15 protein-coding genes are annotated in these 16,852 nt (G+C 70.9%); 7 read left to right on the plus strand and 8 right to left on the minus strand.

Annotated elements, in window-relative coordinates:
* The first annotated feature begins 37 nt into the window (after nucleotides 1-37).
* The 7 genes from MJ605_RS08365 to MJ605_RS08395 are packed head-to-tail and all read left to right on the plus strand — an operon-like array spanning nucleotide 38 to nucleotide 8,396.
* Nucleotides 38-1,378 (plus strand): porin family protein, encoded by a 1,341-nt coding sequence (locus MJ605_RS08365; protein WP_243040980.1) that lies wholly within the window; start codon nucleotides 38-40, stop codon nucleotides 1,376-1,378.
* Nucleotides 1,375-2,160 carry an alpha/beta fold hydrolase gene (locus MJ605_RS08370; protein ID WP_243040981.1) on the plus strand — a complete coding sequence of 262 codons (786 nt, stop codon included), beginning with the start codon at nucleotides 1,375-1,377 and terminating at the stop codon, nucleotides 2,158-2,160. Before MJ605_RS08365 ends, MJ605_RS08370 begins: the two co-directional genes overlap by 4 nt.
* Complete coding sequence (locus MJ605_RS08375) at nucleotides 2,153-2,983, plus strand: alpha/beta hydrolase family protein (protein ID WP_243040982.1); 831 nt, start codon at nucleotides 2,153-2,155, stop codon at nucleotides 2,981-2,983. Before MJ605_RS08370 ends, MJ605_RS08375 begins: the two co-directional genes overlap by 8 nt.
* Entirely contained in the window at nucleotides 2,980-3,975 is a 996-nt protein-coding gene (gene galE / locus MJ605_RS08380) for a UDP-glucose 4-epimerase GalE (protein ID WP_243040983.1), read from the plus strand. Before MJ605_RS08375 ends, galE begins: the two co-directional genes overlap by 4 nt.
* Nucleotides 3,965-5,689, plus strand: a complete 1,725-nt coding sequence (locus MJ605_RS08385) for a hypothetical protein (protein ID WP_243040984.1) — start codon at nucleotides 3,965-3,967, stop codon at nucleotides 5,687-5,689. Before galE ends, MJ605_RS08385 begins: the two co-directional genes overlap by 11 nt.
* Nucleotides 5,689-7,251: an oligosaccharide flippase family protein gene (locus MJ605_RS08390; protein WP_243040985.1), complete on the plus strand. Its 1,563-nt coding sequence runs from the start codon at nucleotides 5,689-5,691 to the stop codon at nucleotides 7,249-7,251. The genes MJ605_RS08385 and MJ605_RS08390 overlap by 1 nt, the downstream gene beginning before the upstream one ends.
* Nucleotides 7,248-8,396 (plus strand): GNAT family N-acetyltransferase, encoded by a 1,149-nt coding sequence (locus MJ605_RS08395; RefSeq protein WP_243040986.1) that lies wholly within the window; start codon nucleotides 7,248-7,250, stop codon nucleotides 8,394-8,396. The genes MJ605_RS08390 and MJ605_RS08395 overlap by 4 nt, the downstream gene beginning before the upstream one ends.
* 279 nt (nucleotides 8,397-8,675) lie before the next feature.
* Here the strand turns inward: MJ605_RS08395 and MJ605_RS08400 are convergent, their stop codons facing one another.
* From MJ605_RS08400 to MJ605_RS08435, 8 genes are read right to left on the minus strand one after another with little or no spacing between them, the layout of a single operon-like run.
* Entirely contained in the window at nucleotides 8,676-9,449 is a 774-nt protein-coding gene (locus MJ605_RS08400) for a polysaccharide deacetylase family protein (protein WP_243040987.1), read from the minus strand.
* Nucleotides 9,446-10,234 (minus strand): formyltransferase family protein, encoded by a 789-nt coding sequence (locus MJ605_RS08405; protein WP_243040988.1) that lies wholly within the window; start codon nucleotides 10,232-10,234, stop codon nucleotides 9,446-9,448. Before MJ605_RS08405 ends, MJ605_RS08400 begins: the two co-directional genes overlap by 4 nt.
* Nucleotides 10,219-11,400, minus strand: coding sequence for a hypothetical protein (locus MJ605_RS08410; protein WP_243040989.1), 1,182 nt, complete (start codon nucleotides 11,398-11,400; stop codon nucleotides 10,219-10,221). The genes MJ605_RS08405 and MJ605_RS08410 overlap by 16 nt, the downstream gene beginning before the upstream one ends.
* Nucleotides 11,385-12,566, minus strand: a complete 1,182-nt coding sequence (locus tag MJ605_RS08415) for a glycosyltransferase family 4 protein (RefSeq protein ID WP_243040990.1) — start codon at nucleotides 12,564-12,566, stop codon at nucleotides 11,385-11,387. The genes MJ605_RS08410 and MJ605_RS08415 overlap by 16 nt, the downstream gene beginning before the upstream one ends.
* Nucleotides 12,563-13,204 carry a polysaccharide deacetylase family protein gene (locus MJ605_RS08420; protein WP_243040991.1) on the minus strand — a complete coding sequence of 214 codons (642 nt, stop codon included), beginning with the start codon at nucleotides 13,202-13,204 and terminating at the stop codon, nucleotides 12,563-12,565. The genes MJ605_RS08415 and MJ605_RS08420 overlap by 4 nt, the downstream gene beginning before the upstream one ends.
* The gene (locus MJ605_RS08425) at nucleotides 13,201-14,379 is read right to left on the minus strand and encodes a glycosyltransferase family 4 protein (protein WP_243040992.1); all 1,179 of its coding nucleotides are present in this window, start codon (nucleotides 14,377-14,379) and stop codon (nucleotides 13,201-13,203) included. The genes MJ605_RS08420 and MJ605_RS08425 overlap by 4 nt, the downstream gene beginning before the upstream one ends.
* Entirely contained in the window at nucleotides 14,361-15,491 is a 1,131-nt protein-coding gene (locus MJ605_RS08430; RefSeq protein ID WP_243040993.1) for a glycosyltransferase, read from the minus strand. Before MJ605_RS08430 ends, MJ605_RS08425 begins: the two co-directional genes overlap by 19 nt.
* Entirely contained in the window at nucleotides 15,488-16,852 is a 1,365-nt protein-coding gene (locus tag MJ605_RS08435; protein WP_243040994.1) for a phenylacetate--CoA ligase family protein, read from the minus strand. The genes MJ605_RS08430 and MJ605_RS08435 overlap by 4 nt, the downstream gene beginning before the upstream one ends.

A 16,852-nucleotide genomic window follows, 5' to 3' on the forward strand; every position in this document is an offset into this window, starting at 1 on the left:
ACTTCCGCTGCGCTACTCCAGTGGGGAGAGAAGGAACATGGCAGCACGCACCATACTCGCTCGTTCCGTCGCGTTAGCCCTGGCGGTCTGCTCGGGCGGCGCATGGGCCGACCAGTTCGACTGGTCGGCCTACCTGAGCGGGGAGCACAGCGACAACGCGGCGCTGACCACCACCAACCCGATCAGCACCAACGTGATCGCGCCGGGCGTGAATTTCAGCTACGCCAGGCAGGGGTCGGTGTTCCAGGCGAACGTCGCGGGCAACCTGGAATATCGCGACTATTCCAGCAGCGTCCTCGGCAACCAGACGGTGGCCGAGATCAACGGCCAGGCGAACTGGTCGGCCATTCCGCAGCGGCTGGACGTCACCATGCAGGATGCCGCGGGCGTGGCACCGGTGAACTCGCTGGCCTCCAATGCGCCGGGCAACCAGCAGCAGACCAACGTGCTGGCGGTCGGGCCGACGCTGCACTTCCTGCTGGGCGCGGGCATGAGCGGCGATGCCGAGCTCAAGTACATCAACAGCTACGCCTCCCGCGTGGACCAGTTCAACTCCTCGCGCGGGGCCGGCGCGCTGCGCGTGTTCCGCGACCTCAGTCCCACCGACCAGCTTTCCGCCAACATGGAGCTCGAGCGCGTCGCCTTCAGCAGCAGCACCGCCGGCTCCAATTACACCAGCTATGCACTGTACGGGCGCTACACCAGCCGGCTGGCGAAGCTGGACATCGATGCCTCGCTGGGCTGGTCGAACATCGACTTCACCCAGGGCGCGTCGCAATCCGGGCCGCTGGCGCGCCTGACCCTGGGGTGGCGCCTGTCGCCGCGCAGCACCATCACGGTCGACGGCGTCTACCAGTACTCCGACGCGGCGCAGGACATGCTGCAGCCGACCAACATCAGCATTGGCGGCGAGCTGGTGCCGCTGCAGCCGGTGACGCTGGCCGCCGATACGGTGCGCGGCGGCATCGGCGTCGGCAACGTGGTCATCAGTTCGGACGTCTACAAGGAGCGCCAGCTGTCGGCCGCGTACAGCTTCCAGGGCCAGCGCTTTTCCTTTTCGGTGTCGCCGGCCTACAGCAAGCTGGACTACGTCAACGATGTCACGTTCAACCAGGCCAGCCGAGGCGTGGGCGCGACCGCCAGCTACCGGCTGACGCCCGACAAGTCGGTGTCGGTGTTCGGCACGGCCGACCGGACCACCTACGACACCATCAGCCGTCGCGACCGGACCTATCGCTACGGCCTCGCCTTCAACCACCAGTTCACCTCGCATTGGAGTTGGAGCGCCTCGTTCGCGCGGCAGACGCAGAGCAGCAATACGGCGGGCCAGTCGTACCACGAGAACGAAATCTTCCTCACCGTGACGTACAAGCGATGACACACGTCGATAGCGAGCAGCCATTCTTCTTCGGGCGCGATGGCGAGTTGTTCGGCATCCATCACGCCGCCGCCGTGCGCGGGGGAAGGGCGGTGCTGCTGTGCGCGCCGCTCGGGCAGGACTACATCCGCTGCCATCGCCTGTACCGCCAGCTGGCCACCGCGCTGGCGGCCCAGGGCATGCCGGTGCTGCGCTTCGACTACTACGGCTGCGGCGATTCCGCCGGCGACAGCACGCAGGTCGATTGGCGGCGCTGCCTCTCCGACACCTTGGCTGCGGCCGGCGAGCTGCGCCGGCGCAGCGGCGCCGAACGCGTGCTGGCCTTCGGCGCCCGGCTCGGCGGCAGCATCGCCCTCGCGGTGGGCGCGGCGGCCCGCTTCGACGACATCGTGGTATGGGACCCGGTGATCGACGGCAGCGCCTACGTGGCCGCGCAGGATGCCCTGCAGGACGCCATGCGCCTGGATACCCGGCGCTTCATCCGGCCGCGGGCGTGGGCGGATGCGCAAGGGCAATGGACGGGATTCGCCGTCAGCCCGCTCCTGCGCGGGCAGATCGGCGGCCTGCACGCGGGCTGGAGCGCCGCGCCGTCGCTGCTGCTGGATTCGCTGGCGGCGAAACCGCCGCATGACTGGCTGGGCGTGGTGGCCGATCCGGCGCGCATCCGGCGCCTGGACGCGACCACGCCCTGGGATGACCTGGAGCGGCTGGAGACGGCCATTCTCTCGCACGCGCTGGTGCAGGCGGTGAGCGACCACTGGAAGGAGCACGCGTATGCCTGAGCAGGCTTTCCGCTTTGGCCGCGCGCGGCACCTGGTGGGCATCGTGGGGACGCCCGACATCGGGCGTGGCGGGGTGGGCGTGATCCTGCTCAACGCGGGGCTGGTGCACCGGGTCGGGCCGTTCCGCCTGCACGTGGAGCTGGCGCGCCGGCTCAACGCGTGCGGCTATCCCACGCTGCGCTTCGACCTCTCCACCATCGGCGACAGCGGCGCCAGCGGGCAATCGCAATCGCGCACACAGCAGGTACGGGCGGACGTGGACGACGCCATGGCGCTGCTGCGCGAGCACGCCGGGTGCCGCCGCTTCGTACTGGTCGGCCTGTGCTCGGGCGCGGAGAACGCGCACACCGTGGCGCGCGCCGACGACAGCCACGAGAAGCTGCTCGGCGCCGTGTTTCTGGACGGCTTCGCCTACCGCACCCTCGGCTTCCGCCTGCGGCACTACCTGCCGCGCCTGCTCGATATGCGCCGCTGGTCGCGCTGGCTGGCGCGCAAGGCGAAGCAGGCGGCCGCCGGCGAGGCGCCAGCCTTCAGCGTGGCGCCGCTGCCGCAGGCGGTGGTGCGCGCGGACCTTGAAGGCATGGTGGCGCGCGGGCTCAAGCTGTGCCTGGTCTACAGCGGCGGCATCAACATGTACTTCAACCACCGCCGCCAGTTCCGCGAATGCTTCGGCGCGGTGATGGCAGACCCGGCGGTGACCGCGCATTACGCCAGCCAGACCGATCACACCTACGCGCTGGGCTGCGACCGCCGCTGGCTGGTCGGCCAGGTCGAGGCCTGGCTGCGCCGCAATTTCCCCACAGTCCATGCAGGTGCATCATGAATGGAGTTCTCGTGACCGGCGGGGCCGGCTACATCGGCAGCCACGTCGTGCAGCAACTGGCCGGGCGCGGCGAGCGCGTGGTGGTGCTGGACAACCTGTCCTCGGGTTTCCCCGAGGCGGTGCGGGGCGCCGGGCTGGTGGTCGGCAACATGGGCGACCGCGCCCTGGTGGCCAGGGTGCTGGCCGAGCATGCGGTGGACACGGTGATGCACTTCGCCGCGCACACGGTGGTGCCCGAGTCGGTCAGCGACCCGGTGAAGTACTACGGCAACAACACCTGCAATACCTGCAACCTGCTGGCCGCATGCGCCGAGGCGGGAGTGAGCCATTTCATCTTTTCCTCGACCGCCGCGGTGTACGGCATGACCGAAGGCGGCGTCGCCGACGAGGACACGCCGACACGCCCGGCGAACCCGTACGGCATGTCCAAGCTGATGTCGGAGAACATCCTGCGCGACGTCAGCGCCGCCAGCGGCATGCGCCACGTGATCCTGCGCTATTTCAACGTGGCCGGGTGCGATCCGCAGGGGCGGATCGGCCACTCCGCGCCGCACGCCACGCTGCTGATCAAGGCGGCCTGCGAGCATGCGGTGGGCAAGTGCGACAGCCTCTGCATCTACGGCACCGACTACGACACGCCCGACGGCACCGGCATCCGCGACTACATCCACGTGGAGGACCTGGCCGCGGCGCACCTGCGCGCGCTGGACCACCTGCGCGACGGCGGCAAATCGCTCACCCTCAACTGCGGCTATGGCCACGGCTACAGCGTGCGCGAGGTGATCGACGCGGTGACGCGGGTGAGCGGCCGCCCGCTGAACGTGATCGAGCGGCCGCGGCGGGCCGGCGACCTGGCCATGCTCATCGCGCGCAGCCAGCGGCTGCAGCACGCGCTCGACTGGCATCCGCGCTACGACGACCTGGACTTCATCGTGCGCACGGCTTTCCGCTGGGAGCAGAAGCTGGCGCGGCAGGCGGCCCATGCCGGCTAGCACGCGCCCCTGGCGAGGCTGGCTGCTCGCCCTGTGCCTGCTGTGCCTTGCCGGCACGGCGCTGGCGGCGGGCCACGCGGGGAGGAAGGCGGCGACCGGTTCCGTGGCGCAGGCCAAGGCGGGTTCTGGCGTGGCCGCGTCGGAGGCGGCGCTGGTGGCGGCCCAGCGCATCGTGCTCCACCGCAACGCGGGCAGCGGTTCCCCGGTGCTGGCCTCGGTGGGCATCCCGTTCCCGCCCGGCGTGCTCGATGACCCACAGCAGCTGCGCATCCTCGACGCCAAGGGCAACGAGGTGGCTTCGGCGGTGAAGGTGATGCTGCGCTGGCATTTCAAGGACGGCAGCATCCGCGCGGTGCGCGTGCAGTTCCGCGCCGCGCTGGCGGGCGGGGAGGAGACGTTCTATTTCGCCGTGGGCAAGCCGCGCAGGGAGGAGATCGCCGGCTGGCCCTACGAGACGGGACTGGTGGACGGGCCCGATGGCTTGCGCGTGCCGATGGCGCTGGGCACGCTGACCAGCGAATGGCTGTGCGCCTCGTTGATCGCCGGGCCGCAGCAGCCGGCCTCGCCCAACGAGGCCTATGCCAGGTACGTGTCGCGCCAGTTCGAGTGGGCGCGCGCATTGCCGGTGGACGACTACTCCGCCTGGCTGTTCGATCGCCCGACCGCGCTGTACAAGGCCTACCTGCGCACCGGCCGCTTCGACTACCTGCAGGCGGCCGACCTCAGCTACCGCTTCTACATGAAGTACATCAAGCGCGACGGCGCGCCGGAGAGCCCCGTGTGCGCCGGCGGCTGGACCTTCGACGACAAGGTGTGCGACGTCAAGTACGTCTACATCGAACCGATCCTGCTATCGGTGGCCCTGGCCGGCAACGACGGCGACCACGACGAGGCGTTGGTCGACAAGATGCTGACGCTGTGGTCCAACGGCGGCTGGAACCGCCCGCCCGGACCCTATGCGCAGCCGCAGGCGTATTTCACCGAACGCCTGGCCGGCCTCGGCCTGGTCGAGACGGTGAGCGCGTACGAGCTCACCGGCAGCAAGCGAGCGCTGGCCATGATCGACGAGCGGCTCGGCTGGCTCTACGAGCACCAGCGCAACAACCCCGATCATCTCGGCGACGACGGTTCCTGGCGCAACAGCTGGAACCTCCACGAGGGCGACGACTGGAAACCGCAGGCCGACGTGCGCGGCACCTCGCCGTGGATGAGCGAGAACATCATCGACGGGCTGTGGCATGCCTGGCTGGTGACCGGCGACCGGCGCATCCCCGACATGGTCACGGGCTTCGGCCGCTACCTGGAGCGCTACGGCTGGATCGGCCCCGAGCTGCTGGTGCAGCCGCACGACTGGCGCAACAACTGCTCGGGACCCGATGGCCAGATCGCCTGGTACTGGTCGTCGGTCCACGCGCCGCAGGCGGCGCTCGAGGCCATCCAGGAATCCGAGGGCTGGTACAGCGACGGGCACAACGTGGAACTGGCCCTGCCGGTGGCGGCGGCCTACTACTTCGAGACGGACCCGGCGCGGATCGCGGCCTACAAGCGTCGGCTCGACCGGTTGGCCTCGTCGTACAACACCGCGTGCGCGGCCATCGACGACACCAAGCGGCGCTTCAACTGGAACAACCGGGGCAGCGGGGTGGTGCAGTGGATGATCCGACAGCCACCCGGCAGCGGCACCGCGCTGCTGGCGCGGCGGGGAGGCCCGTGATGGCAGCGCGCCCGTCGAACCGCCGGCTGGACGTGCTGCGCAGCGTCACCATCGTGTCGGTCTCCAGCTACGTGGAATTCGCGCTCGGCCTGTTCGTCAGCGTGTGGATCGCGCGCGCGCTGGGCCCCGCCGATTTCGGCCGCTACGCGTTCACCGTGTGGCTGTGCGGCTGGCTGATCGTATGCAGCAACCATGCGCTGACCACCTCCTCGACCAAGTTCATCGCCGAGGCGGACGGCGCCGGCCAGGCCGGCATCGCCGCGCACATCGCCTACCGGCTCAATCGCCTGCAGCACCTGAGCAGCGCGGCGGTGGTGCTGCTGTTCGTGGTGGCGCTGGCGGCGATACGGCCGGCGGAATGGCACGACGCCCTGTTGCCGGCCGCGGCGCTGGTGGTGGTGGCCACGGTCGGCAAGGCGAACTACGCCATGTGGGTGGCCATCGCCAAGGGGCAGGAGCGCTTCGAGACGGAAGCGATCGCCACCGTGCTCGCCGGCGTCATCGGCCTGGCCCTGGTGGTGGCGGCGACCCTGGCCAAGGCCGGCCTGCTGGCCTTCGTCGGCCTTTTCGCGGTGGCCTGCCTGCTGCTTAACCTGATCAACCGGGTGGCGTACCGGCATTACTGCCGGCCCATCGCGCCAGGCCCGGTGCCGGGCGAGTTGCAGTCGCGCCTGAACCGCCACCTGCGGCTGACCGCCGTGCTGATCCTGGTGATGTCGTTCAAGACGGGCACCATCGAGGTGTTCCTGCTCAACACCTTCGCCACCTCGACCGCGGTGGGTTTCTTCGCCATCGCCGGCACGCTGACGCGCGGCGCCGTGCAATTGTTCTCGGTGGGGCTGACCTCCACGCTGCTGCCCTACATGGCCAAGTCCTTCGGCGAGCGTGGGAACGACCATGCCGTGCGCTTCCTGGGCGAGGCGACGCGGTTCTACTGGGCGGTGGGACTGGTGATCGCGGGGCTGGGCTTCGTCACCACGCCCGATATCGTCACGCTGCTGTACGGGCACCGCTATACCGAGGCGATACCCGCCATCGAGGCGATGCTGGCGTTGGCCGGCCTGCTGCTGATCGGCAACGGCATCGCCGCCTACCAGACCGTGGTGGACCGGCAGGATGACCGCATCCGCATCACGGTGATCTCGCTGGGCGTGAACGCGCTGGCCGGCATCGCGCTGGTGCCCTGGCTGGGACTGCTGGGCGCCGTGCTGGCCTATGCCGCGACGCGCCTGTCGGAACTGGCGCTGGCGGTGTTCTACCTGCGCCGCGCCACCACCGGCAGCCTGCCGCTGGCGGCCATGGCCCGCCTGTTCGGCGTGGGTGCCGTGGCGACCGCGGTGGCCTGGCTGGTCACCGCGTCCGTGCCCAGCCTGTGGGGATTCCTCGCCGGCGCCGTGGCCTTCGTCGGCATCTACGTGCCGGCCAGCGTGCTGGTGCGCTACTGGGGCGAGGACGACTACCGGCTGCTGGCCAGCCTCGCCAACCGCCTCGGGCCGCCGGGCCGCCTGCTGCTGCGCGGGCTGGGCGGCCTGCAGGGTCCCCGGGTGAACCCGCTGCCATGATGCCGACGCCGGAACCGCTGGGCTGCACCACGCTGCGCGACGTTGCGGCGATACGCGCATTGCGCGACGAACTGGCGAGCCTGGCCGGCGTGCCGGGGGCCGCCGGTGGCGTGGTGCAGCATCCCGACTGGCTGCTGTTCGAAGTGGCGTGGCGCAGCGAGATCATGTCGCCCTACCTGGTGGTGGTGCGCAACGGGCAGGGCCGGCTGGTCGGCTATGCGCCGATGCTGGGCTATGTGCACCATGCGCGCGTTCCCCTCGGCGGGCGCCATCTGCAGATCTATCGCGGGCGCGTGCTGCGCCTGCTGGGAGAGGGCGTGGTCGCCCTCCCGGCCTACCGCGGCCTGGTCGAGCGGCAAGTGGCCGATTCGCTGCTGCGCGACCGCGCGGTGCGCGTCGTGCGCATCCAGGAAACGATATTGCCGAACACGCTGGCCGCGGCGATGTCGGTGGGCGAGCGGCGCTTCAGCCGGGTGGCGTCGAACCTGCTCGACCAGGTGAACTGGAGCATCGGTCCGCAGGCCTCGCTGGCCGGCTATCTCGCCTCGTTGGGTTCCAAGAAGCGCAACGACCTCTCGCGCCGGCTGCGCAACGTCTACAAGAAGCTGGGCGAGCAGGCGCGCCTGCGAGTGTTCGAGGCATCCGAAGAGATGGATGAATACGGTGGCCTGATGAACCGGCTGTACGCGCGCAGCTGGCATGCCGCCGACACGCCGATCGACTGGGAGGCGCCGGCACGGCTGGCGCTGTTCCGCCGGCTGGCCGGGGACGGCCACCTGCTGGGGCATATGCTCATGCTGGGCGAACAGCCCGTCGCCTACGTGCACGGCTACCGGCTGGGCGGCCGCTACCTGCTCGACGACACCGGCTACGACGAGGCGTTCGCCGCGCTGGGCGTGGGCTCGTCCCTGGTGTTCCAGGCCGTGCAGGACGTGCTGGCGCGTTTTCCCGGCGAGACCATCGACTTCGGCTACGGCGACAACCAGTACAAGCGCGTGCTGGCCGACCGGCAGGCGCCGTGCGGATCGCTCTACCTCGTGCGCGGTGGCGTGCCGAGGGCGAGGTTCGGCATGCTGGCGCCGCTGCGCGGCATCTATCGCCAGCTGCACCGCATGCGGCAGCGTAAGGTGGCGGAAACGGCCTAGCGCCGGTACATCATCCCCCTCTTGATCACGGCCCCTCTAAGAGCCTGTTCAAGTCTCGGTGTCATCCTGGCTATCCCTCCCAACCTTCCCCTGTACGCAGCCCGATCAGCGCCGAGCATCAGCTGGCCATCTCCCTGGCGCGATGGATGAAACACTGGACCGCCAGGCACCCTACGTATCTCGGCCGAGACTCGGCGGTAATCCGTAGGAAAAGCAAATGCGGTCCTCCTCCGGGAGAGGGCGCCGGTAGGCGGATGAGGATGCGGACGGAGATGGCCATCAGGCTTCGCCCAGCCAGCGGCGGCGTACCCGTTGGTAGACGGGACGGGCGCAGCGCTTGAGCGGCTTCTTGAGGTTCCAGCCCAGCCACTGGCGTTGCCGCAGGGCGGCCCTGCCCAGCGCCAGCGCCAGCGCATCCGTGGCGGACATGCCGCGCCACAGCGTGTAGCGGCCCAGCATGCGGCAGCCATCCACCGCGTGCGGGCGCATCGTCGGCTCGGAGGTGAACAGCCAGCGGATGCCGGCGGCGGCGGCGGCGCGTGCGACGGCATGCGAGTAGAAGCCGCCGGGCACCGAGGCCACCGTGACCTCGCGACCCAGGATCTGCTGCAGCCGGTCGACGCTGAGCCGCCATTCGGCATCGAGCGCCGCCGCCGGCAGGCGCGAGATCTCGGCCGGGTGCGTGTGGGAATGGCTGCCGACGACGTGGCCGCCGACCGCCAGGCGGCGGATCGCCGCGGCGTCGAGGAAGCCCGGCGTGGCGATGCGGCCGGTGGTGACCAGGAAATGGCCGACCATGCCATGGACGTCCAGGGCGTCGGCGATCCCGGCGGCGCTGCGGCCGCCGTCGTCGAAGGTCAGGTAGCAGGCGGCCGCGCCGGGTGGCGCCGTGACGGCGGGAAAGCGCAGGCCGCTGCCGGCCAGCGTCCGCACGTGCCGTGCGAAGGCCGCTTCGTCCAGCTTGTAGTGCGCCGCCGCCGCGCCGGGAAAGCCGCTCGCATCCTCGCGTCCGCGCGTGACCACGTCGTGGTACATCAGGGCCGCGTGGTTCATCGCGCGTCCGCCTTCGCCACGGCGAGGCGCCAGCCCAGGTAGCGGGTGAGCCATGGCTGGCCCCAGCTGCCGCTGGCGCGGCCGCGCGTGTCCAGCGGCCGCGCGGTGCCCGCGGCGATCTCGCCCAGCCGCGCCGCCAGCGCGTCGAGGTTCTCCAGCACCACGCGGTACTGGATCACCACGTAGGACTCGCGACGCTCGTCGAAGGCATAGCTGTAATAGCCGTACACCGGGCCGGTATCGACGCCGGCGTCGATCTTCAGCAGGGTCATGCCCACGCGGCCGAGGTCGCGCCGCGCCAGCGCCCAGAAGCAGCCGTGCGCGTTGCGGTATTCCGGGCAGATGCCGGGATGGAACACGACGCAGCCCGCGCGAGGCAGCGCGATCAGCCGCTTCTTCAGCAATTGCTTGCAGCGCGCGACCACCAGGTCGGCTCGCGCATCGCGCAGGAAGCGGGCGACCGCCTCGTCGTTGACGTCCGCGACGGTGAGTTCCGGCACGCGCGGCGGCGCGCCATGGCGATGGCGCAGCGTGGCCAGCGCGGTATCCATCCAGGCGCGGTCGTGGCCGGCCTGGGCCACGCGCTGGTAGGCGCGCATGGCCAGCACGTCCAGGAAGCGCAGCCAGCCCACGCGGCGGATCTCGCGGCGGACGCGGGCGTGCCGCTGGGCGGGCGTCTCGTCGAGCACCACCAGGCCGGCCAGTTCGGAGAACGAGGCCAGCCACGCCGCCAGGCCCTCGCGGTCGAAGGCGTCGGCGGCGTGGCAGATCAGCACGGTACGCATGGCGTGTCGACCCGGTGGGTGGGTCGCGGCAGCTCGAAGTCGCGCCACTGGTGGGGATTGCCGTCCTTGCCGGCCTCGGCGGCCTTGATGATGTTGTACATCTCGCGCGCGGTCACGTAGTGCAGCACGTAGCGCTTGCCGTCGTTGTAGGCGCGCTCCAGGTGCTCGTGCATGGCGTGCATGGGCGCGCCCAGCAGCGTGTCCATGTCGCGTTCCTGGGTGCCGTGCGTATGCACCTTGACGAAGATCCACTCCGGCCGCCCCTCGACGTGGATGCCGGTGCGCACCCACGCGTCCACGCGGGCCGGCGTGGGCGGGCAGGCGCGGCGCACGTCGGCGTTCTCGATGCGCGGCACCAGGCCGAAGCGGCGTTCGCGCCAGTTCAGTCCCAGCGGTCCCTGCACGATCATCAGGTCGCCGCTGGGCCGGCCGCCCACGCGCACCGGCACGCCGGTGTCGTGCGACTTGGGGCGCGACGGGTCGTCGGTGGCGTAGTAGATGGCGTTGACGGTGCGCGTCTGGGTGTCGCTGGGCGCGGAGGGCAGGGTGAAGTCGGCATAGCAGCCCAATTCCCGCAGCAGCACCAGTTCGTTGTTGAGGCCGCACCAGCGTCCGTCCGGACGCGAGTTGTCCAGGCACCAGTTGCCGTGGATGAAGCCGAAACGCAGCCGCCCGCTGGCAGGGTCGCGCGGCAACGCGCCATGGCGCTGGTGGAGTACCTCGTTGAAGCGGGCGATGGTGGCGCGGAAATTGTCCTCGGTATCGTTGTCATGGTGCAGGTGCACCTCGATTTCGCCATAGCCGTCGGCGCACAGCGAGGCGAGCGGGTCCAGGTGTTCCTCCCGGTATTCCTCCTCGGGATAGAAGAAGGTGTGCTGCGGCGGGCGTCCGTCCGCGTCACGATGGGCGGATGCCAGCGCGCGGTAGTCGCGGCACCAGCGGTCCACCCGCCGCCGCTGGGTCGCCAGGTCGGCGCCGCCCCAGGCCGGCTCGAAATGGTCGACGAAGCAGAACATCACGTGGACCTGGCCTGTCGGCCGGGGCCGTCGGCGACGCAGGTAGCTGCCCAGCCAGATCTGCATGTGGCGGGCGCGGATGGCCAGCACCAGCACCGCGAGCGCGCAGGCCACCGCCGCGACGGCAAGCAGGATCAGCAGGCCAGGCATGGCGCCTCCCCTTGCATGGGCACTAGGCTCAGCAACTGCTCGGCGTTGTTGCGCCACTGGCGCTCGCGCATAACGTAGTGGCGCGCGGCCCGGCCGATGCGCTGGCGTTCCTCGTCGCACTCGGCCAGGTCGAGCACGCGCCGCACGCAGGCGGCGGCGTCGCCGTGCGGGAACAGCCAGCCGGTGCGGCCATCGGCGATCACTTCCGCCACCGGGGCATAGTCGGGCGCCACCACGGCCACGCCCATCGCCATCAGTTCGAACAGCTTCATCGGCGAGCCATACAGGTTGGAATCGGGCAACACGGCGTAGTCCATGCAGGCGATCCAGGCAGGAATCTCCTCGTGCGGCACACGGCCCGGCAGCAGCACGCGCTCGCCCAGCCCACGCGCCTCCACCTGTGTACGCACGGCGGGCAGGGTGACGCCGTCGCCTACCAGCACCAGGGCCAGCCGGGGCTGCTCGCGCAGGCGTTCGGCGATGGCGTCGACGAAACCGTCCACGCCATGCCAGTGGGCGAACACGCCGATATGGCCGCAGACCACGCGCCCGGCCAGGCCATGTTGCGCGCGCAGGCGCTCGCGGTCGAAGCGGCGGGGATCGAAGCGCGACAGGTCCGCCGCGTTGGGCGAGATCACCGAGGGCGCGATGGCGCCATGGGCGGCCTCGGCCTGGTCGCGGAAATAGCTGGAGATGAACACCAGCCCGGTGGCGCGGCGCAGGCACCAGCCTTCGATGCGGCGCGCCAGCGGTTTCAGGTAGAGCGGGCGCACCCGCCGCACCAGCGCCGAATCGTTGATCTCCAGCACCAGCGGGATGCCGTGCCGGCGCGCCAGCCAGACGGTGGCGAACAGGAACAGCGAATAGCGCTCGTAGATGAGCTGCGGGCGCAGCCGGCGGATCGCCGACGACAGCCGCGCCAGGGTGACCAGGTTGTAGGCCAGCTCCAGCAACTCGAACAGCACGCCGGGCATGCGCGCGATCAGGTTGTGCAGGCGCCCATGCTTGGCGCTGGCCGCCGGGGCGGGTTCGCGCTCGGGATCGGCGCCGGGGAAGGAGATCACGCTGACCTCATGGCCGAGTTCGCGCAAGGCGTGCACGATCCCGCGGATGTGCACGCCCTCGACGTGCCGTCCCTGGGTACGGTGGTGGTAGAGAATCCTCATGCGCCGTCCGCCGGCAGTGGTAGGAACTGGTAGCCGCGTTGCCGCCATGCCGGCAGCAGGGCGGCGAGCGCCTCGGTGGCCTTGTCGCTGTCGTCGTGCATCAGCACGATGTCGCCGGCCCGCGGCGGCGCCGCGCGCAGCCGCTCGCGCAAGGCTTCGCTGGAATCGCGCTGGTAGTCCAGGCTGTCGTACGACCAGTAGACGATGCTGCGCCGGCGGCCCGCGCAGTGCAGCAGCAGCGCGGGCGACAGGTGGCCCTGGGGCGGGCGCACGCGGTGGCGGGAACGCTGGTCGAAGGCGCGCAGCACCTCGTCGGTGCGGTCGAACTCGCCGACCTGCTGCCGCAGCGGCATGGGCCCGAACGAGGCATGGGTATAGGAATGGTTGCCGATCATGTGGCCCTCGGCCACGATGCGCTCCGCCAGCGCGGGATGCCGTTCCGCGTGGCGGCCGACCAGGAAGAAGCTGGCGCGCACGCGTTGTGCGGCGAGCAGGTCGAGCAGGCGCGGCGTGTGCTCGGGATGCGGGCCGTCGTCGAAGCTGAGGTAGACCGCGTTGTCCGCGCGCGGGCCATGCGTCTGCACCAGGCTGGGCGGCAGCAGGCCGAGCAACTGCTGCTTTCTCGGGCGCAGCCTCATGCGGTGGCTCCCAGCGAATCCGCCGCGCGCACGACGCTTTCGCGCAGGATGGCGTCGAGCGCGGCGATGTTGTCGTCCCAGCGGAAGCGGGCCGCATGCGCCGCGATGCGCGTGCCGTCCCAGGGGCGGCGCGTCGCCTCGACCAGGGCGGCGGACAGCGCGGCCCGGTCGCGCGGCGGCACCAGGATGCCCGCGTCCCCAGGCACTACCTCGGGAATCCCGCCGACGCGGCTGGCCACCACCGGCGTGCCGCAGGCCATCGCCTCCAGCACCACGTTGGGCACGCCCTCGTTGTGGCTGGGCAGGCACAGCAGGTCCGCCGCACGGAACCAGCCGGCCAGCTGGCCGTGCGCCACCTTGCCCGCCCAGCTCACCCGGTGGAGGCAGCCGAGCGCGGCGGCGCGCTCGCGCAGCGGCATGCCGCTGGGCCCGTCGCCGACGAACACCAGGTGTGCGCCCGGTTGCGCATCGAGCACGGCGGGAAAGGCTTCCAGCAGGTCGTCGCAGCCCTTGCTCGCCTTGAGGTTGCCAACGTAGAGAATCAGCGGCGCGCCGCTCGGCAGCGACAGCTTCGCCCGTGCCCGCGCGCGGTCGCCGGGGTGGAACAGCGCCGGGTCCACGCCGTTGTAGAGCACGTGCACCCGCGCGGCGGGCACGCCCAGGCCGATGGCCTTGCCGGCCAATGCGCGGCTCACCGCCACCACGGCACGGGCGCCGCGCAGGGCGGCGCGGATCTGTGGCCGTTGCAGCGCGCGTTCCGCCTGCACGTTGAGGTCGCTGCCGTGCACCTTCACCACGTAGGGAATGCGCAGGCGCCGCGCCAGCCAGCCCGCGGCCACCGCGTCGGGGTAGCCCCAGCTGGCCAGCACGCAGTCGTAGCCGGCGGCGCGCAGCCGGCGGCCGCGCTGCCACCACAGCGAGAGCAGGAAGCACAGCGCGTGCAGCGAGCGGCCGATGCGCGGCGGGTAATAGAACACGAACTCGTCGGTGCGCAGCCCCTTCACCGCGACCGGCGCCACGGGCTCGCCCTTGCGCTCGGCGAAGCTCACCGCGGTCAGCACGTCCACGTCGTGGTGCTGGCCCAGCTGCTCGAACTGCTGGCGGTTGAAGGCGCCGCGCTGCGGATCCCAGGGCGTGGGAAACAGGTTGGTGACGATCAGTAGGCGTAGTCGCATGGGGAGCGGTCCGTCACGCCGTGGTAGAGCAGGGCGTAGCGCCCTGCCATGGTTTCCAGCGAACCGTGCTGCTCCACCCAGGCGCGCGCCGCGCGCCCGCACGCCGAGGCGCACTGGGGCTCGCGCAGCAGGGCGAGCATGGCCTCGGCCAGCGCCGGCGGATCGCCCGGCGGCACCAGCCGGCCGGTATGCCGGTCGTGCACGATCTCGGCGTTGCCGCCCACGTCGGTGGCCACGATGGGCAGCGCCACCGCGCAGGCCTCCAGCAGGGCGATGGAATAGCCCTCGCTCAGCGAGGACAGCACGAACAGGTCCAGGCCCTGCAGCAGCTCGTGCACGTCGGTGCGGTCGCCGAGCAGGAACACGCTGTCGCCCACGCCTTCGCGCGTGGCCTCGCGCTGCAGCTCGGCGCGCAGCTCGCCGTCGCCGATCAGCACCAGGGCGGCATCGGGGCGCTGCGCGTGCAGCCGGCCGAAGGCGCGGATCAGCCCCACCTGGTCCTTGGCCCAGTTGAGCCGGCCCACGTTGCCGATCAGCATGCGCTCCGGCGCCAGCCCCAGCATCCGGTGCAACTGGCCGCGCATGGCGGGCGAGGCGGGCGCGAAGCCGTCCAGCGCGATGCCGTTGGGCACCACCCGGGTCTTGGGCCAGGGCAGCAGGCCGAGCTTGATGGCGTCACGCCGCGCGGCCTCGCACACGGTGACTACGGTGTCGGTGCAGGCCAGGGCGCGGCGGTACAGCCACTCGCGGCGGGCGCGCTGGTTGAGGCTCATGCCATGGCGCGTGTTGATGACCCGCCGCACGCCCAGCCGCGTGCTGGCCAGCACGCCCAGGTAGTGCGCCACGGCGTTGTGGGTGTGCAGCACCTCGGTGTCGTGCCGGCGGATCAGCTGGCGCGCCCGCGCCAGCGCGCGCAGGTCCAGCCCGCGGCGCTTGTGGCAGCCGGTGACGGGAATGCCCAGCGCGTCGAGCTCGTGCGCCTGCGAGCCGGGCTCGAACAGGCACACCACCTGGCAGCGGTGGCCCTGGCGGTGCTGCAGCTTCACCAGCTCGATCACCATGCGTTCGAGGCCGCCGCGGTTGAGGTTCTCCACCACGTGGGTGATGTTCATGGCGCCAGCTCGGACAGCGTGACGCGCAGCTTGCCGCTGCGCGTCAGCGGAATGTCGTCGACGAAATGGCAATGCAGCGCCACGCTGTCGCCCACCACCTTGGCGGTCTCGCGCCGGATGTAGGCGAGGGCGCCGTCGTCGAAGCCCTCGCCACGCACGATGGACAGGTCCAGGCGGTCGCGTTCGCGCTGCACCAGCTGGAAGCGCGTGACGCCCGGCACGTCCTTGAGCATGTGGGGGAAGAATTCGCCGGGCAGCACGTGGCCGTCCGGCGTGCGGATGGCGTCCAGCACGCGCCCGTCCACGCGCTCCAGCAGCGGCAGGCCGCGGCCGCAGGGGCAGGCTCCGGCGGAGGGCGCCGCCGTGGCGAGGTCGCCGTTCACGTAGCGGATGAACGGCATGCCGTAGTTGGAAAGGTCGGTGATCGCGATCTCGCGGGCGGCGCCCGGCGCCTGGCCGCCTGTCGCGCCGAGCAGCTCCACCACCAGGTGGTCGGCGTTCACGTGCAGGCCCTGGCGATGCTCGCACTCGGAGGCGACCAGCATGAATTCGCGGCAGCCGTAGGTGTTGTAGACGGGGCACTCGAAGGCCTTCTCGACCAGCTCGCGCTGGAACGCGTGCAGCGCCTCGGCGGCGCCGACGATGCTGCGCGGCCGGTGCACGCGGCGGCCCGTGGCCAGCATCCATTGGGCGAGCTGCACCAGCGGCGTGACGTAGCCGACGATGACCGAGGGCCTGTAGCGGTCGATCGCGTCGGCATAGCCGGCCATGTTGGCCTCGGTCATGTGGAAGCTGTTGACGATGTGCCGGGCGAAGGCGGCGTTGTAGACGCGGTCCTTGAGGCGCTGCCGCCACGCCGGCGAGCCGACGCCCGCGCCCCACAGCATCAGGCTGCGGCTGCCCAGCGGGGCGCCGGCCCAGGCGTAGCCGCGCCACATCACCGCCTGGCGGCGCCCGTTGCTCTCGCGGGTGTAGCCGAAGCGCATCGGCTCGCCGGTGGAGCCGCCGGTCGCCTTGTACAGCAGGCGGTCGCGCAGCGAGTCCGCCTTCAGTTCCTCGAAGTGGGCGCGGATGTCGGCCTTGGTCAGCACGGGCAGCTTGGCGTAGTCGTCCAGGCTGCGGATGTCGCGCGGGGTGATGCCCAGCTCGCGCCATTGCCGCCGGTAGTAGGGCACCTCGCGATGGCAGTGTTCCAGCAGCTGCTTGAGCCGGGTCCACTGCAGCTGCGCCAGCTCGCCCGGCGACAGCCACTGGTCGCGCTCGTACCGATCCAGCCAGGACAGCGTATCGCGACGCCGCAGCCCCGTTTCGTAGGCGGGAAAGAGCACCCGCCGGAATGCCGTCTCGTACCAACCGCTCAT

This window comes from Dyella sedimenti (genome assembly GCF_022760995.1).
Taxonomy (GTDB): domain Bacteria; phylum Pseudomonadota; class Gammaproteobacteria; order Xanthomonadales; family Rhodanobacteraceae; genus Dyella; species Dyella sedimenti.

Excerpts from the sequence above, each read along its gene's own strand:
- MJ605_RS08365 (WP_243040980.1), top strand. The coding sequence starts at position 38 with ATGGCAGCACGCACCATACTCGCTCGTTCCGTCGCGTTAGCCCTGGCG.
- MJ605_RS08370 (WP_243040981.1), top strand. The coding sequence starts at position 1,375 with ATGACACACGTCGATAGCGAGCAGCCATTCTTCTTCGGGCGCGATGGC.
- MJ605_RS08375 (WP_243040982.1), top strand. The coding sequence starts at position 2,153 with ATGCCTGAGCAGGCTTTCCGCTTTGGCCGCGCGCGGCACCTGGTGGGC.
- galE (WP_243040983.1), top strand. The coding sequence starts at position 2,980 with ATGAATGGAGTTCTCGTGACCGGCGGGGCCGGCTACATCGGCAGCCAC.
- MJ605_RS08385 (WP_243040984.1), top strand. The coding sequence starts at position 3,965 with ATGCCGGCTAGCACGCGCCCCTGGCGAGGCTGGCTGCTCGCCCTGTGC.
- MJ605_RS08390 (WP_243040985.1), top strand. The coding sequence starts at position 5,689 with ATGGCAGCGCGCCCGTCGAACCGCCGGCTGGACGTGCTGCGCAGCGTC.
- MJ605_RS08395 (WP_243040986.1), top strand. The coding sequence starts at position 7,248 with ATGATGCCGACGCCGGAACCGCTGGGCTGCACCACGCTGCGCGACGTT.
- MJ605_RS08400 (WP_243040987.1), bottom strand. The coding sequence starts at position 9,449 with ATGAACCACGCGGCCCTGATGTACCACGACGTGGTCACGCGCGGACGC.
- MJ605_RS08405 (WP_243040988.1), bottom strand. The coding sequence starts at position 10,234 with ATGCGTACCGTGCTGATCTGCCACGCCGCCGACGCCTTCGACCGCGAG.
- MJ605_RS08410 (WP_243040989.1), bottom strand. The coding sequence starts at position 11,400 with ATGCCTGGCCTGCTGATCCTGCTTGCCGTCGCGGCGGTGGCCTGCGCG.
- MJ605_RS08415 (WP_243040990.1), bottom strand. The coding sequence starts at position 12,566 with ATGAGGATTCTCTACCACCACCGTACCCAGGGACGGCACGTCGAGGGC.
- MJ605_RS08420 (WP_243040991.1), bottom strand. The coding sequence starts at position 13,204 with ATGAGGCTGCGCCCGAGAAAGCAGCAGTTGCTCGGCCTGCTGCCGCCC.
- MJ605_RS08425 (WP_243040992.1), bottom strand. The coding sequence starts at position 14,379 with ATGCGACTACGCCTACTGATCGTCACCAACCTGTTTCCCACGCCCTGG.
- MJ605_RS08430 (WP_243040993.1), bottom strand. The coding sequence starts at position 15,491 with ATGAACATCACCCACGTGGTGGAGAACCTCAACCGCGGCGGCCTCGAA.
- MJ605_RS08435 (WP_243040994.1), bottom strand. The coding sequence starts at position 16,852 with ATGAGCGGTTGGTACGAGACGGCATTCCGGCGGGTGCTCTTTCCCGCC.